9 protein-coding genes and 1 tRNA gene are annotated in these 14,856 nt (G+C 39.5%); 9 read left to right on the plus strand and 1 reads right to left on the minus strand.

The window, feature by feature from the left end; all coding sequences use genetic code 11:
• Positions 1–18 precede the first annotated feature (18 nt).
• From murC to ACFSR3_RS00610, 9 genes are all read left to right on the plus strand, one after another.
• Positions 19–1,368 (plus strand): UDP-N-acetylmuramate--L-alanine ligase, encoded by a 1,350-nt coding sequence (gene murC / locus ACFSR3_RS00570; RefSeq protein ID WP_379819233.1) that lies wholly within the window; start codon positions 19–21, stop codon positions 1,366–1,368.
• A complete protein-coding gene (locus ACFSR3_RS00575; RefSeq protein ID WP_379819234.1) occupies positions 1,355–2,077 on the plus strand; it encodes a cell division protein FtsQ/DivIB in 723 nt (240 codons plus the stop codon). The genes murC and ACFSR3_RS00575 overlap by 14 nt, the downstream gene beginning before the upstream one ends.
• A gap of 4 nt (positions 2,078–2,081) precedes the next feature.
• Positions 2,082–3,491: a cell division protein FtsA gene (gene ftsA, locus ACFSR3_RS00580; protein ID WP_379819235.1), complete on the plus strand. Its 1,410-nt coding sequence runs from the start codon at positions 2,082–2,084 to the stop codon at positions 3,489–3,491.
• 16 nt (positions 3,492–3,507) lie between these two features.
• Positions 3,508–5,496: a cell division protein FtsZ gene (gene ftsZ / locus ACFSR3_RS00585; protein WP_379819261.1), complete on the plus strand. Its 1,989-nt coding sequence runs from the start codon at positions 3,508–3,510 to the stop codon at positions 5,494–5,496.
• Between the two features lie 89 nt (positions 5,497–5,585).
• Positions 5,586–6,035, plus strand: a complete 450-nt coding sequence (locus ACFSR3_RS00590; protein ID WP_379819236.1) for a GatB/YqeY domain-containing protein — start codon at positions 5,586–5,588, stop codon at positions 6,033–6,035.
• A 70-nt stretch (positions 6,036–6,105) separates the two neighbouring features.
• Positions 6,106–6,179 (plus strand) — tRNA-Arg (locus ACFSR3_RS00595).
• 353 nt (positions 6,180–6,532) lie between these two features.
• A complete protein-coding gene (locus tag ACFSR3_RS00600; RefSeq protein ID WP_379819237.1) occupies positions 6,533–7,183 on the plus strand; it encodes a hypothetical protein in 651 nt (216 codons plus the stop codon).
• A 204-nt stretch (positions 7,184–7,387) separates the two neighbouring features.
• Positions 7,388–8,032: a hypothetical protein gene (locus ACFSR3_RS00605; RefSeq protein WP_379819238.1), complete on the plus strand. Its 645-nt coding sequence runs from the start codon at positions 7,388–7,390 to the stop codon at positions 8,030–8,032.
• Between the two features lie 121 nt (positions 8,033–8,153).
• Positions 8,154–8,924 carry a phosphatase PAP2 family protein gene (locus ACFSR3_RS00610; RefSeq protein ID WP_379819239.1) on the plus strand — a complete coding sequence of 257 codons (771 nt, stop codon included), beginning with the start codon at positions 8,154–8,156 and terminating at the stop codon, positions 8,922–8,924.
• A 47-nt stretch (positions 8,925–8,971) separates the two neighbouring features.
• On the opposite strand, the gene ACFSR3_RS00615 is transcribed toward ACFSR3_RS00610, so the two are convergent.
• Entirely contained in the window at positions 8,972–14,830 is a 5,859-nt protein-coding gene (locus ACFSR3_RS00615; protein ID WP_379819240.1) for an Ig-like domain-containing protein, read from the minus strand.
• Positions 14,831–14,856 lie beyond the last annotated feature (26 nt).

Genomic DNA, 14,856 nt, shown 5'->3' on the forward strand with positions numbered 1-14,856 from the left:
AAGTTTCAAAATAAAAGAATGGATCTGAATCAAATACATAATGTCTATTTTGTGGGAATCGGGGGAATCGGAATGAGTGCCCTGGCCCGCTATTTTAAATTTATAGGCAAAAATGTAGCTGGATATGATAAAACGCCAACGCATCTTACTGATGAGCTTAAGGCTGAGGGTATTGCAATCCATTTTGAAGATAAAGTTGAGCTGATTGGGTTGCCATTCCTGAATAAGGAAAACACATTGGTAGTTGTTACCCCTGCGGTGCCTAAAAACCATTTGCAATGGAATTATTTCCTGAACAACGGTTTTGTGGTTAAAAAGCGAGCAGAAGTTTTGGGTATTATTACTAAAGATACCTATTGCTTTGCAGTTGCAGGAACACATGGCAAAACAACTACTTCAAGTATTCTTGGGCATGTTTTATATGAGGCAGGCCTTGATGTTACTGCTTTTTTAGGTGGGATTGTTGAGAATTACAATTCGAACTTGATAGGCAGCGGCAAAACGATTACGGTAGTTGAGGCCGACGAGTTTGATAGGTCGTTTTTGCACCTGCATCCAAATATTGCCTGCATCACATCTATGGATGCTGATCATTTGGATATTTATGGTGATGCAGCTTCTATAGAGGCTTCATTCAGGGAGTTCGCTGATAAGGTTGAAGATAAAAAACATTTATTTGTTGCTAACGGTTTACCTCTTGAAGGAGTTACTGTCGGCGTAAATGAAGGTGAGTTTGCGGCAGTCAATATCCGTATTGAAGATGGCTGGTATGTTTTTGATGTTAAAACACCTTATGAGACGGTTAAAGATATAAAGTTTGGTCTTCCGGGACATCATAACCTTACAAATGCTTTGTTGGCATTTGCAATGGCTAAAACATACGGAGTGTCTTCTGAAGATATTATGAGAGGATTAGCATCTTTCAAAGGTGTTAGGAGAAGATTCTCTTATCAGATAAAAAAACAGGATTTTGTGTATATAGACGATTATGCGCACCATCCTACTGAGATAAATGCGGTATATCAGGCAGTTTCTGAATTGTATCCTGATAAAAAAGTGCTTGCGATATTCCAGCCACACTTATTTAGTCGCACCAGGGATTTTGCTGAGGGGTTTGCCAAAAGCCTGTCTGCCTTTGAGAACATAGTGCTGCTGGATATTTATCCGGCACGCGAACTGCCAATTGAGGGAATTACTTCAAAATGGCTGCTTGAGAAGATTGAGAACCCAAACAAAAAGCTTGTTGCAAAAAGCGATCTTATTCCGTTGCTTAAAATGTCGGATGCAGATGTGATTGTGACTATTGGGGCGGGTGATATTGGTGAAATGGTACCTGAAATTAAAAAGGTTTTAGATGAAAAAAATTAATTGGAACGACGTCAGATTAGTGCTCATTTTGGGCGCCGTGATTTTCCTGTATTCTTTCTCGTCAAAACGTAATGAAAACAGGATGCTAAAAGAGGCGGATATAGAATTCAAAGAGGCTGAGGACTTTATAACGCACGAGAAAGTTAATAACTTGTTGATACAAAATTTCGGCAGTATAAAAAGCATTAGAAAAGATAAATTAGATTTGAATAGTGTGGAAAAATCTCTGGACAAAAATCCAATGATTGATAAGGCAGAGGTTTACGCTACGGTTGACGGCAAATTAAAGGCGATAATTTCGCAGCGAAAGCCTGTAGCCAGAATTTTTTCGGGGGAAAACTCATACTATATCGATTATCGTGGAGACAAAATGCCTTTGTCGGAAACGTATACAGCAAGGGTGCCTATTGTCACCGGAGTGATAGATAGTATAGATAAGGGAAGATTGAATAAGTTACTGAATTATATCAACGATGACAGCTTCCTGAAAAAAAATATCATTGGACTTGAAGTAGCTTCAACAGGAGGTTTGAAAATGAAGAGCAGGAATTACAGCTACGAGATACAATTTGGCAGGCCCATTAATATTGAAAAGAAGTTTAATAATTATAAGGCATTCCTCCAGGATGCGATTAAAGATACATTGATTGAACAGTACAAAACAATAAATCTGAAATTTACACAACAGGTTGTGTGCACCAAAAAATAGGGTTATGGAAAAAGACAGCATTGCAGTAGGTTTAGATATCGGGACAACAAAGATTGTTGCCATGATAGGCAGGAAAAATGAGTATGGGAAACTGGAGATCCTTGGTGTTGGAAAATCCAAAAGCCTTGGTGTGGCCAGAGGTGTTGTTAATAATATTACACAAACCATCCAGTCGATACAGGAAGCTGTACAGGATGCGGAGGCAGACAGCGGTTATAAAATTAATGATGTGGTGGTGGGTATTGCCGGCCAGCACATTCGCAGTATACAGCATAGCGATTATATCAGCAGAAATAATCCTGAAGAGGTAATTGGCGATGCTGATATTGATTTATTGATCAATCAGGTGCACAAATTGGCGATGCTTCCGGGTGAGGAAATCATTCACGTATTGCCTCAGGAATTTAAGATTGACGGACAGAATGAAATAAAAGAGCCCATCGGAATGTATGGCGGAAGACTGGAAAGCAGTTTTCACGTAGTTGTAGGGCAGGCATCTTCCATAAGAAATGTTGGGCGTTGCATTAAAAGTTCAGGTTTAGATCTTTCGGGTCTTACTCTTGAGCCATTGGCTTCGGCAGATGCAGTGCTTAGCCAGGAAGAAAAGGAGGCGGGTGTAGCACTAATCGACATAGGTGGTGGTACAACTGATCTTGCGATTTTTAAAGACGGCATCATTCGTCATACAGCGGTAATACCTTTTGGAGGTAATGTAATTACAGATGACATCAAAGAAGGATGTTCTATTATAGAAAAACAGGCGGAGCTGCTTAAAGTAAAATTTGGCTCTGCATGGCCGGGAGAGAATAAAGACAATGAAATTGTCTCTATACCGGGATTACGTGGTCGCGAACCTAAAGAGATTTCACTTAAGAACCTTTCGAAGATTATCCACGCCCGCGTTGTTGAGATTATAGAGCAGGTTTTTGCAGAGATAAAAGCTTACGGTCACGAGGATCCACGTAAAAAACTAATAGCAGGTATTGTGCTTACCGGAGGTGGCGCCAACCTGAAACATATAAAACAACTTGTTGAGTATATTACAGGTATGGATACAAGAATTGGTTATCCTAATGAACACCTGGCAGGCAATTCTGATGAGGAAATATCAAGTCCGTTATATGCAACAGCCGTAGGACTGGTAATGAATAGTCTTCGTAATCATACACAAAGTGCAACACCTTTAGTGGAGTTGCAAAAGCCGGTTGAACCTGTTTACAGACCGCAACCGGTAATAAATACTGTGGTAACTCCTGATCCGACACAGGAGCTGTATGAGGAAAGAGAATTGGAGACAGTAGCTGCCCAGCAGCCGGCGGCAAGCGTAGATGAGTCTACAGAGAAAAAGGTAAAAAGGTCATTTTTTGACAAGTATATTGATAAGATTAAAGATTTTTTAGATAACGCAGAATAAAAACCCGATTGATATGATGAGCAACTCAGAATTTGGAAGCATTTCGTTTGATTTACCCAAAAATCAATCAAACGTAATCAAGGTAATTGGTGTTGGCGGGGGCGGAAGCAACGCGATAAACCACATGTTTAAGCAGGGGATCAAAGGTGTTGATTTTGTTGTTTGTAATACAGATTCGCAGGCATTGCAAAATAGCCCTGTGCCGAATAAGATTCAGTTAGGTGTAGACCTTACAGAAGGACTTGGTGCTGGAGCAAACCCTGAAGTAGGGCAGCAGTCTGCATTAGAAAGTATAGAGGATATCGAGAAAATGCTCGATACCAATACGAAAATGATTTTCATCACTGCCGGTATGGGTGGTGGTACCGGTACAGGTGCCGCTCCTGTAATTGCGCAGCTTGCCAAAGAAAGGGATATCCTTACTGTTGGTATTGTTACTATACCTTTTCAGTTTGAAGGTAAAGTAAGATCTGAACAAGCATTATCGGGTGTTGAAAGACTGCGTAAGCAGGTTGACTCATTAATCGTTATCAATAATAATAAGCTTCGTGAAGTATATGGTAACCTTGGCTTTAAGGCCGGTTTCTCTAAAGCCGATGAAGTCTTGGCAACTGCTTCAAGAGGTATTGCAGAAGTAATTACGCACCACTACACTCAGAATATTGACCTTAAAGATGCTAAAACGGTACTTTCTAATAGTGGTACGGCTATTATGGGATCGGCTATTGCTTCAGGTGATAATCGTGCTAAAGATGCTATCGTTGATGCGCTTGACTCTCCGTTATTGAACGACAACAAGATTACTGGTGCTAAAAATGTATTATTGCTAATTGTTTCTGGTACAAGTGAGATTACTATCGATGAGATTGGTGAGATCAATGACCATATTCAGGCTGAGGCAGGTTACAATGCTAACATTATCATGGGGGTCGGTGAAGACGAGTCTCTGGGTGATGCTGTTGCTGTTACAATTATTGCTACCGGTTTTAATGTGGAGCAGCAAAATGAAATTGTAAATACTGAACCTAAAAAAATAATACATGCGCTAGAGGAGGGACAGAAACTTGTTCATGACCTTACCAACAAACCTATGGTTCCTGCATTTGACTTTGCTGCTCCGGCAGAACAGGCTAAAGCAGAAATTAAGCCTGAACCTGTAGTAGAGGAGAAGATTGTATTTTCACTTGAGGAGGAAGTAGAGATTGAGGAAAAAAAGCCGATAGCTGAAGTAGCAGAAGTTGAACTTCCTTCTTCAGAATATATCAATAACCTTGACGTGTTTTTTGAAATCGTTTTACCTGAGCCTGTAGTAGCACCGACACCTTTTATGCCGGAGCCTGTTATTGGTTCGCCGGTTGTAACGGAAATCAGGGATGTAAGGGAAATTGAAGTTTTTGAACCGGAGTTTGTAGTGGTTTCAAAAAAAGAAGAAGATCAGTTTACATTTTCTTTTGACTTGTCTACTGACAATATAAAAAGAGAAGAAAAAGTGCTTTTCAATCTTGAAGAGACCCGCGATATAAAAGTTAATGAACCTGTACAGGTTGTGCCTGTTACCGAACTTAACGAATCAGGTATTGTAAGATATTCACTTGAAGAATATCTTGAAAAAGAAAACGAATTACTGGGTTCTAAACCTGTAGCTAAAGTTGAAGAGCCTGTTGCGCCGGAACTTAACCTTACGGTTAAAACGACAGAAAAACCTGCTGCTCTTAATTTTACGCCTTCTGAGGACTTGTCGCCGGTAGAAATGACTATTGAGGAGACACTTCGCTTAAGAGCTGAAGAAAGAAGAAGAAAAATGAAGGAGTTTAACTATAAGTTCCATAACAGTTCTTCAAGAATAGATGAGTTTGAAAAAGAACCGGCATATAAAAGGATGGGTATCGATCTAAACGATTCCCGCATTGACAATAGCAAATCGCGCTTGTCATTAGGAACAGATAGTAACGACGACTTGCAGTTGCGTTCTAACAACTCGTTCCTGCATGACAATGTAGATTAACTAACCCAAATGTGAACCTTTGACCCGAAAATATAATAGTATTTTCGGGTTATTTTTTTATCTTCGCACCCATATTTAATGTGAAAACTATGAGTTTACAAAACGATATCATGGAAGGTATCAAAACCGCCATGAAAGCTAAAGATACAGTTGCACTTGAATCGTTAAGAGCTGTTAAGTCGGCATTATTGCTTGCTCAGACAGAAACTGGTGCTAATGGAGAAATGACTTCTGAAGATGAGATAAAATTACTTCAGAGGCTTGTGAAACAACGTAAGGATAGTGCTAATATTTATATTCAGCAAGGGCGTCAGGATCTTGCAGATCCTGAACTTGAGCAGGCTGCTGTTATAGAGAAATTTCTTCCTGCCCAACTTAGTGAGGAAGAAGTTGAAGCTGTTGTAAAAAAGATAATTGCTGATAATGGATTTTCAGGAATGGGTGACATGGGCAAAGTAATGGGTGTAGTTTCTAAAGAGCTTGCCGGTACTGCCGATGGTAAAACCATTTCGAATGCTGTTAAAAAAGCATTAGCATAAACAATTTTTAGATAATTAGAATTTTGAATGATCTAAATTCTAATTATCTAAAAATTAAAAATCTAAATTTGGCCTCATGGCTCAACTGGATAGAGCACTGGATTTCGGCTCCAGCGGTTGGGGGTTCGAATCCCTCTGAGGTCACAGAAAGCCTGAAGCATATTTTAATTCCTTCAGGCTTTTTTATTTCGATATTATCTTACAATTATTTTTTAAATAAAAGTGTTAAAAAATAACTAAAGTTTGTATCTTTGAAATCTTAAAAGCCTGATTCATAGATTCTTGTTTTTCTAATTAATTTTGTACTCTGCTTTGGCAGTGTGAGTTTGTAAGCAATATTGGGAAGTTTTGTTTGCAAATGATTGATTTGTACAGGGTAGCCTACCCCCGGGATATCTCTTTTTATCGGCCGTTATGCGGTTTTATTAAATGAAGATTAGTTCTCTTTAATGTAAAGAGAAGAGTTTTTTTAAATTATTTATTTAAATAAATTCCCCATGAAAACACACCTTAAATTAACTGTTGTTTTATTTGTAGCTGTTGCTGCGCTTTTTTTGCTTATTTCCCGAAATCATAAAAGCTTTTCGGGAAGATCTAACAATGTGACTGTTTTAAATAACTCGTCTTCTGAGGTTTTAAAACAGACTAAAAAGGTTGATAGTCTGGAGTTTAAAAGGCTTATTTCGTATTTTAAGCTAAAGCGGGATGAATTTGATCCGTCAGGTACGATAAGGTATATGCCCGAAACTTCGCCAGAAAAACCTAAAGGTAATGCCATCTTTTGTTATTTTGATCAGACAGATGATCTGGTAGCTAATTTGCGATTGAGAATGCAGGTGGAGAATAAAGAGTGGCTCTTTTATAAGAGATGTCAATTTTTAATTGACGGTAAGATATTTGATTATATTCCTTCAAATATCGAATTTAATCAAGCCGGAACTGGTAATGTTTGCGAGTGGTTTGATAATGCTATTAACGAAAATAATTTCGTTATTGTTAAAGCATTGAGCAAAGCAAAAATTGCTAAAGTGAAGATTTTAGGTAGAAATTATGATAAAGTAATAGTTTTCACTGATAAAGATATTGCTTCTATAGATCATACACTGGAGCTATATTCAGCAATGAATGGCGAATTTGCATTTAATTAATGCAGTCAATATACTATATTTTAAGTAATAAACAAAAGGTTAACTTGTAAAGGGTTGTGTATGCTATGCTTTTTGTTTTTGAAAAACTTAACATTGTTATATTCATTAAAATGTTAATTTTATTAGTAGTAATAGAATTACTGTTAATTAATGATTTAGAAACATTGAATATACATTAGTAAAGTTTCCTCAAAAATAAAGTTTATGGCACAATCGACACAAAAAGACCAGGCTACCGAATCCAGTACAGATGTCAAACAGGCTCAAACAGATGCTGCTGTTCCAGTTGCACCCAAAGCAACACCGACGTCAGCTTCATCAACACGAAAGCCTTCCGGCACAACTACTACAGCTAAGCCTGTTGGAAGTTCAACGGTAAGAAAATCATCTACTGTAAAGTCAGATGCAACATCTGCTAAAGCTTCTTCAACAACACCGGCAAAATCTACTGCAGTTAAAACTACAGTTCCAAAATCAGCATTGGCTTCAAAGGTTGCTGCCTCTTCGGGACCTGATGAAAAGGTTGCTGTGAAAAAAACTCCGGTGAGGAAACCTGCTGTGAAAAAAGAAGTGGTTTCTGAAGCTGTTGTTCCGGAAATGAGTAAAGTGGAAGAAACTGTTTCATCGCAGATTACGGAAAAAGTCGATGTAACTGTCGGAGAAACAGTAAAGAAAGATAAGGATAAGAAATCCAAAGAAAAGAAAAAAGCCAGGGAAAAAGAGAAAAAAGCTAAGGCGAAGAAGAAAGAAAAGGATAAGAAGAAAAGAGCTAAAGCAAAGGCTAAAAAAGTTGAAGCAAAGAAAAAGGCTAAGGCTAAAAAGAAAGCTAAATCTAAGAAGAAAAAATAGTTGGTATCATGTACCGTTGAAAAGCAATCCTCTAGGATTGCTTTTTTGTTAATTTTTTAACACTTTATAATTTTTATATATATAATCCGTTACTATGTTTTAAGTAGGGAAGGATTATCTAATGAAGAGAACGATCATTTTATTACTGATTACAAGTGCTGTAATTTCAGTTAATGCTCAGGAAAAGATTATAATTGGAAAAGATACACTGGTGAATCAATCACGTGTCAATGTAAAGCCATTTTATAAGGAATTAATTGTGCCGGGTGTTTTGGTAGGTTATGGTGTGCTGGGATTTGTTAATGCAGGTGTTAAGGATGTTAACGTGGCAATCAAATCGGAGGTAAATGAGCATGTTGATAAACAAATCAGTATAGACGATTATACACGTTATTTACCTGTTGTATCGGTCTATGCCCTGAATGTAGCCGGTATTAAGGGAAAACACAATTACAGAGATCTTACAATAATCACTGCTACATCAAGTATGATAATGGTTGGTTCTGTAATGGGGCTAAAATCATTATGTAGAGTTGAACGGCCGGATGGCAGCACTGACAATTCATTTCCCTCAGGCCATACTGCTACCGCATTTGCCGGAGCTGAAATTTTATGGCAGGAATATAAAGATATTTCTCCGTGGTACGGATTCGCAGGTTATATTGTTGCAACGGGTACTGGAATGTTACGCATTTATAACGACAGACACTGGCTTACAGATGTGGCGGCAGGAGCAGGAATAGGTATACTCAGTACCAAGCTTGCTTATATATTGCATCCTTTTATACAAAAACAATTATTTGGGAGTTCTGAAGAAAAGAAAGTATCAGTCCTGGCAATGCCTTTTTATAATGGGCAACAGGCAGGATTAAGTGCCGTGATTAAAATATAAAAGGCTGTTCCAATCGGAACAGCCTTTTTAGTTAAAGTCTAATTGTATTAGTGTTTGATCACTTTTACATTTGCTTTAGCTCCTTCAGCGCTTACTTGCAGAATATATGTTCCTGAAGCAATATTTGAAAGATCGATTTGAGCAGTATTGCTATTTACACTCTTCTCGATTACAGTCTGACCAAGTAGATTAATCACCGCAATTTTTGAAATAGAAGATGTATTAGATACCGTTATGTAATCTTTAGCGGGGTTAGGGTAAACAGATAAATTCGAGAATTTAAAGTCATCCCTTCCTGTAACCTCACTAACAGTTACCGCAAAATAATCACTTTCACAAGCAGAAACGATTTGGGTTGCATAATAAGTAACACCTTCCTCTAAAAGAGTATCTGAGCTAACACCAGTATAAATGCCTTCTTCTAAAATATACCATTGAATTGTTGCGTCATTATCAGTAGTCAAAGTAAGGTCTGAAAGCGTATCTCCGGCTACATAGGTTTGAGTTGAAGAACCTGTTGGCGCATCCGGTATAGCGTTTATGGTTACGTTAACAGCAGTAGCAGTACTAGTACAAGTACCTACAGTTTGCGTTACATAATAAGTGCCGGTTTCAAGCACTGTAGTTTCAGCAATTGGAAGTCCGTCTTCAGTTGCATACCATGTTAAAGTACCTTCACCATCTCCGGTAGCAACAAGTTCAGCTGCTGTAACACCTGTACAGAATTCCTGAGACTGAGCAGCTGGTGCGTTTACAGTGTTTATAATAACCTCAAATTCTGTTGTAGTACTTTCACACTGGTTAAGTGTTTGTGTTACATAATATGTGCCTGCTGCAAGAACTGTAGAAGGTGTAAGTGTATTACCTCCAATAGTAGAATACCAGTTAAGCGTAGCATTTGTGTCAGCTGTGGCAACTAAATCTTCTACTGTAGCTCCTGCGCAGAAAGTTTGTGCGTTTACAGTTGGTGCATTTACAGTATTTACAATAACCTGAATTTCTGTTGCAGTACTTTCGCACTGGTTAAGTGTTTGTGTTACATAATATGTACCTGTCTGTAGAACTGTTGCAGCGTCTAAAGCACTTCCTCCTACGGTAGAATACCAGTTAACAGTAGCGCCAGTAGCGTTGGTTACCATAAGATTTTCAACTGTAGCGCCTGCGCAGAATGTTTGGTCATCGGCTCCCGGAGCTACAGTAGTGTTAACAACAACTGCTACTGCCGTAGATGGGCTAACACAGTTGTTTAGTGTTTGTCTTACATAGTAAGTACCTGTTATAAGTAATGTGTTAGCAGAAATAGCTGTTCCGTCTTCTGTTAAAGACCATTCTACTGTTGCATCTGCAAGTGTAGTGGCTGAAAGCTCTGATGCTACAGCACCTGTACAGAATGTCTGCGCTGTTGCTGTTGGCGCAGCTGTACTGTTAACCACTACTGTTACAGTTGTAGCGGTACTTTCGCAAGAGTTAAGCGTTTGTGTAATGTAATATGTTCCTGATGTAAGTGCCGCTGTAGATGCTAATTCAGTACCTCCTTCGGTTGCTGACCATTTGAATGTAGCTCCTGCAAGTGTTGTAGCCTGAAGATTAGCTACTGTAGCACCTAAACAGAATGTTTGTGTTGCAGTAGCTGTTGGAGCAGCAGTTGAATTTACAGTAACTGTTACAGATACCGGAGTACTCGTACAGGCGTTTAATGTTTGGGTTACAAAATATGTTCCTGAAGCAAGCTGTGTAGTTGTAGCAAGTGCAGTTCCGCCTTGTGTAGCTGACCATGTAAATGTACCTCCAGCAACACCCGTAGCTGAAAGGTTTGCTACAGTCGCTCCAATACAGAATGTTTGCGCAGTTGCTATAGGTGCCGGAATTGTATTGATGGTTACGGTTACTTGTGTAGCAGTACTAGTACATGTACCAACAGTTTGTGTTACAAAATAAGTGCCCGATGTAGCAACGGTTGTTCCTGCAATAGCAGTTCCTCCCTGAGTTGCAGACCATGTGAAAGTAGCACCTGTTGCTCCCGTAACTGTAAGTTGACTGAAGGTTGTACCGCTACAATGTGTTTGAGCAGCGGCAGAAGGTGGATTTACAGTAGTAGTTGTAAGGGCTACTGATGTTGCCGGACTTGTACAGCCGTTTAAAGTCTGAGTTACGTAGAAAGTACCGGTAGTTACTGCAGTAGTTCCTGTAATAGCAGATCCACCTTGTGTTGCAGACCAGGTAAAAGTAGCACCTGTAGCGCCTGTTACAGCCAGTTGGTTAAATGTAGTTCCCATACAAACGGTTTGAGCAGCAGCAACCGGAGCATTTACAGTATTTACTGTAACAGCAACAAGAGTTCTTGTGCTCTCACATGAATTAAGTGTTTGAGATACATAGTAGTTGCCGCTTGCTAAAGCTGTTGTAGTAGGTTGAGCTGTGCCTCCAGCCGGAATTGTGTACCAGTTTAATGTGGCGCCGGAAACTGCTGTTGCATTTAGGTTAGCAATTGTAGCGGGACCGCATACAGTTTGCGTTGCAGCAGCTGCTGGGGCAGACGGTGCAAGGCAGGTAGTCATGAAAGTGCCTCCGATATATGCTGAACTACAAATTGTGTTAGTAGCTTTAACTCTGAAGAAATAGTTAGTTAATGGAGAAAGTCCTGTGACATTTTTTGAAGTTCCTGTAGTTACTGTAAAAGGAGAGCCTGTTACAGGTGTAGTCATAGCTGCATCCGAGTATACTTCTACAGTGTAAGATGTAGCAACTGCACTTGTAGCTGTTAATGTCCAGTTTATAGTTGCATTGTCTCCGGCTGGTGTTGTTGTTACAGTTGCCATAACCGGGCATTCATCAACTTGTTTTCCTGATACTGCAAAAATATTAGGAACCGGTGAAGTTGCACCGGTAGAAGTTTTAGTAATTTCTATTGATGCAACGACTTTTGTTTGGTTTTCGGCCAATACCGGAATGTCAATATAGAATACCTTAGAGGCTCCGGTTTCAGGTGTTCCGGTATTATCAGCTCTGTTTACACGCCCAATGCTGCTTATAAGTGCAGGTTGAGCGGTTGATGAGCTTCCATACCAATCGGTAAGAGTGGTCGTTGTTATTGGAGTTTGCGATGAACCGTCCTGAAAGTTTATTTTAGAAGTAATTGTAGATGAACCACTTCCTGATGTAACAGCAAGATAAACGTTGGTAAGTTTTTTTGGAGTTGCCAGAGTAAGGGTTCCAACCTGGTTTTGTGCAGGTAATCTTAATGAGTTATTTGCTGAATAATCTGCAAATAAGAAACTTAATGCAGGTATTGCTGTTGTAGTCATAGTTCTGCTAAGAGGTAGTCCAACTGTTGCAACACTTCCTGCAATTCTTTCATAATTGATAGCCATATATGCGTTATTTACCGCATCGATGTCATTAGTTGTAGAAGTTTTTGCAATACCGGTTCCATTAGCGATAACATCGTCAGTAAATCCGGTTACTGTAAATGGAGTGTAATTGTTTTGTGCTGTGAAGCTGGATACCGCTGACCAGGTACTTGTGAAACAAGCTGCTGTCTGGGTTTTTACTCTATAATAATAAGTTACGCCATTTGTTAATCCCGTCAGGTTATAGCTTGTCGCAGGAGAAGTAACTGTTATAGCAGAACCAAATTGATTGCTTAAGCTACTGTCTGTGTAAACTTCAACAGTATATGTTGCTGCAGCACCATTTTTACCAACTACTGATGACCAGTTTAAAGTTGCTGATGTACTTGTAATGTTACTTGCACTTGCATTTACTACTGCATTGGCACAGGTAAGTCCATCTGCTGTAGCAGCCGTTGTACTATAAATAGGGCCTAAACATGAAGCGCCTCCATCATTATAAGCGTATAGGAAATAATAGTAGTGTGTGTTGGGAGCTGCAAAATCCACTAATCCTGCAATAGTTGCAGCGTTAGCTATCACAATTCCGCCGCCAAAGTTGGTGCCCACGGCATAAACAGTTTTGTTTACAGGAGCCTCTGTTAATGTGGTTTCTGTACTACGAATCAACAAATAGTTTGTTGGAGGAGTTGATGAACTCGCCGTTAGTGTCATACCTGTTGTGGTAGGTAGTGTTATGGCAAGCATAGGTGTTGCCGGAGCAGTACAGTCAGCCGGTGTTGGAACAACTGCTATCGTGTAGTCTTCGATGTCGCTATATGAAAGGTTTCCACATGCAGTGATAGTGGTTGAGCTGCTTGAACTTCTTACTCTTAATCTGTAATTTCCTGTTGGTGTACCTGCAGGAATTGTAATTGTACCGCTAAATGCTGCAGGCCCTGCGGCAAGAGTTGTAACGGTTTCATTTGCGTCATCAAAATCACCATCACCATTCCAGTCGGCAAACAATACTATTTTGGTACTTGAAGTACCATAGCGGGTTCCATTAAAGTTAAATGTAGTTCCGGCTGCTTTAGATACAATTTGTGAACTAAAATTGCCGTAGCTGTTTGAGGTAGGAGTTGTATTATTGATATTGGTGTAACCACCTGTTGTAGTAAAATTCGATATGTAATACAAAGTAGTGTTAGTGGTTGTCGCAGAACAATAGGCGGGTGTAAATGTGCCTGTCACATAATCAGATGAACATGTTCCGTTATTAGCTCTTACTCTGTAATAATATGGAGTGTCAAGAGTAAGTCCGGTAACAAGCTGAGAAGTTCCTGTAAGACCAGTAAAAGGAGATCCCGGTGCTTGTATTGTGTAGGCTGCATCTGTATAAACTTCAACAGTATAAGTTACTGATCCACCTGATGTGCCTGTTCCTCCCAGCGTCCAGTTGACAGTCGCTGAAGTAGTTGAGTTAATAGTCGAACTTGCAGACGCAAGATATGGGCAAGGAGATACTAGCCTTCCTGAAACTGCAAAAATGTTAGGGATTTTACTTTCGGTGGCATTTGTGACAGTTTTTGTAAACTTGATTGCATTAACCAGCTTAGTCTGGTTCGCGGCATCAATATTTAATGTTAGCTGAAATATCCTAAAGTTATTAGGAGTTCCTGATGCAACACCAGTTGTTCTTTTTACCCTTCCTATTCCGGTTACAATTACCGGAGGGTTTGAAGCAGAGGTGTCATCCCAGTTTATAGCGCTTAATCCTGTTACGATTTGTGTAGATGAATCTGCAAATTGAATCTCTGCATCAAATGTAGAGGTTCCGTCTCCGGATGCCACTGCTAAATAAATATTGTATAGCGAAGCAGGCTGTGACAGAGTTAGCGTGCCAAAGTCCCCTGTAGCTGATAATCGTAAAGAATTGTTGGCTGAATAATCCTGTAAGATATAGTTAAGACCTGTTACGTTTGGACTCGTAAGTCCTCTGCTTAAAGGAAGTCCGTAAGTCAAATCTGCATCGGTAGCATTTAATTTATAATCTCTCGACATGTATGCAAAATTTGCACTTGTATTTGTGTTACTGTCTACGGAGTTTGTTGTAGTGTTTAGAGGAGAACCTACTCCGTTAGCTATAACATCGTGGTTAAATCCGGTAACATCAAGAGGTGTAAGTCCCATCTGAGCAACAAAGCTTCCTGTGGCAAAATCAGTACAGGCGGCATCGTTTGTTTTTACTCTGTAATAATAGGTTGTGCCATTTGCTAGTCCGCTTAATGCATAGCTAGTGCCTGTTATAGCAGGGTAAACACCAAAAGGAGCTGTAAAGCCAGCGTTAGTGTGTACTTCCAGCGTATATGTGGCTGTAGGGTAGGCTGCAACCGGATTCCAGTTGATTTTTGCCGAAGTTGAAGTGATGTTGCTTACTCCTGCAATGGCAGGGGCACATTGTGACCGGGCATTTATCCCGCTAAACAGCATCGCTGCAAAGAATAGTTTTGGGATTAAATTTTTCTTTCCGGTGAGCAAAAATTTACTCATCGAATCAGGTAGTTTTAGGTTCATAAATAACAATGATAATGTTAATACAA

Source organism: Flavobacterium suzhouense (assembly GCF_042684765.1).
Lineage (GTDB): Bacteria > Bacteroidota > Bacteroidia > Flavobacteriales > Flavobacteriaceae > Flavobacterium > Flavobacterium suzhouense.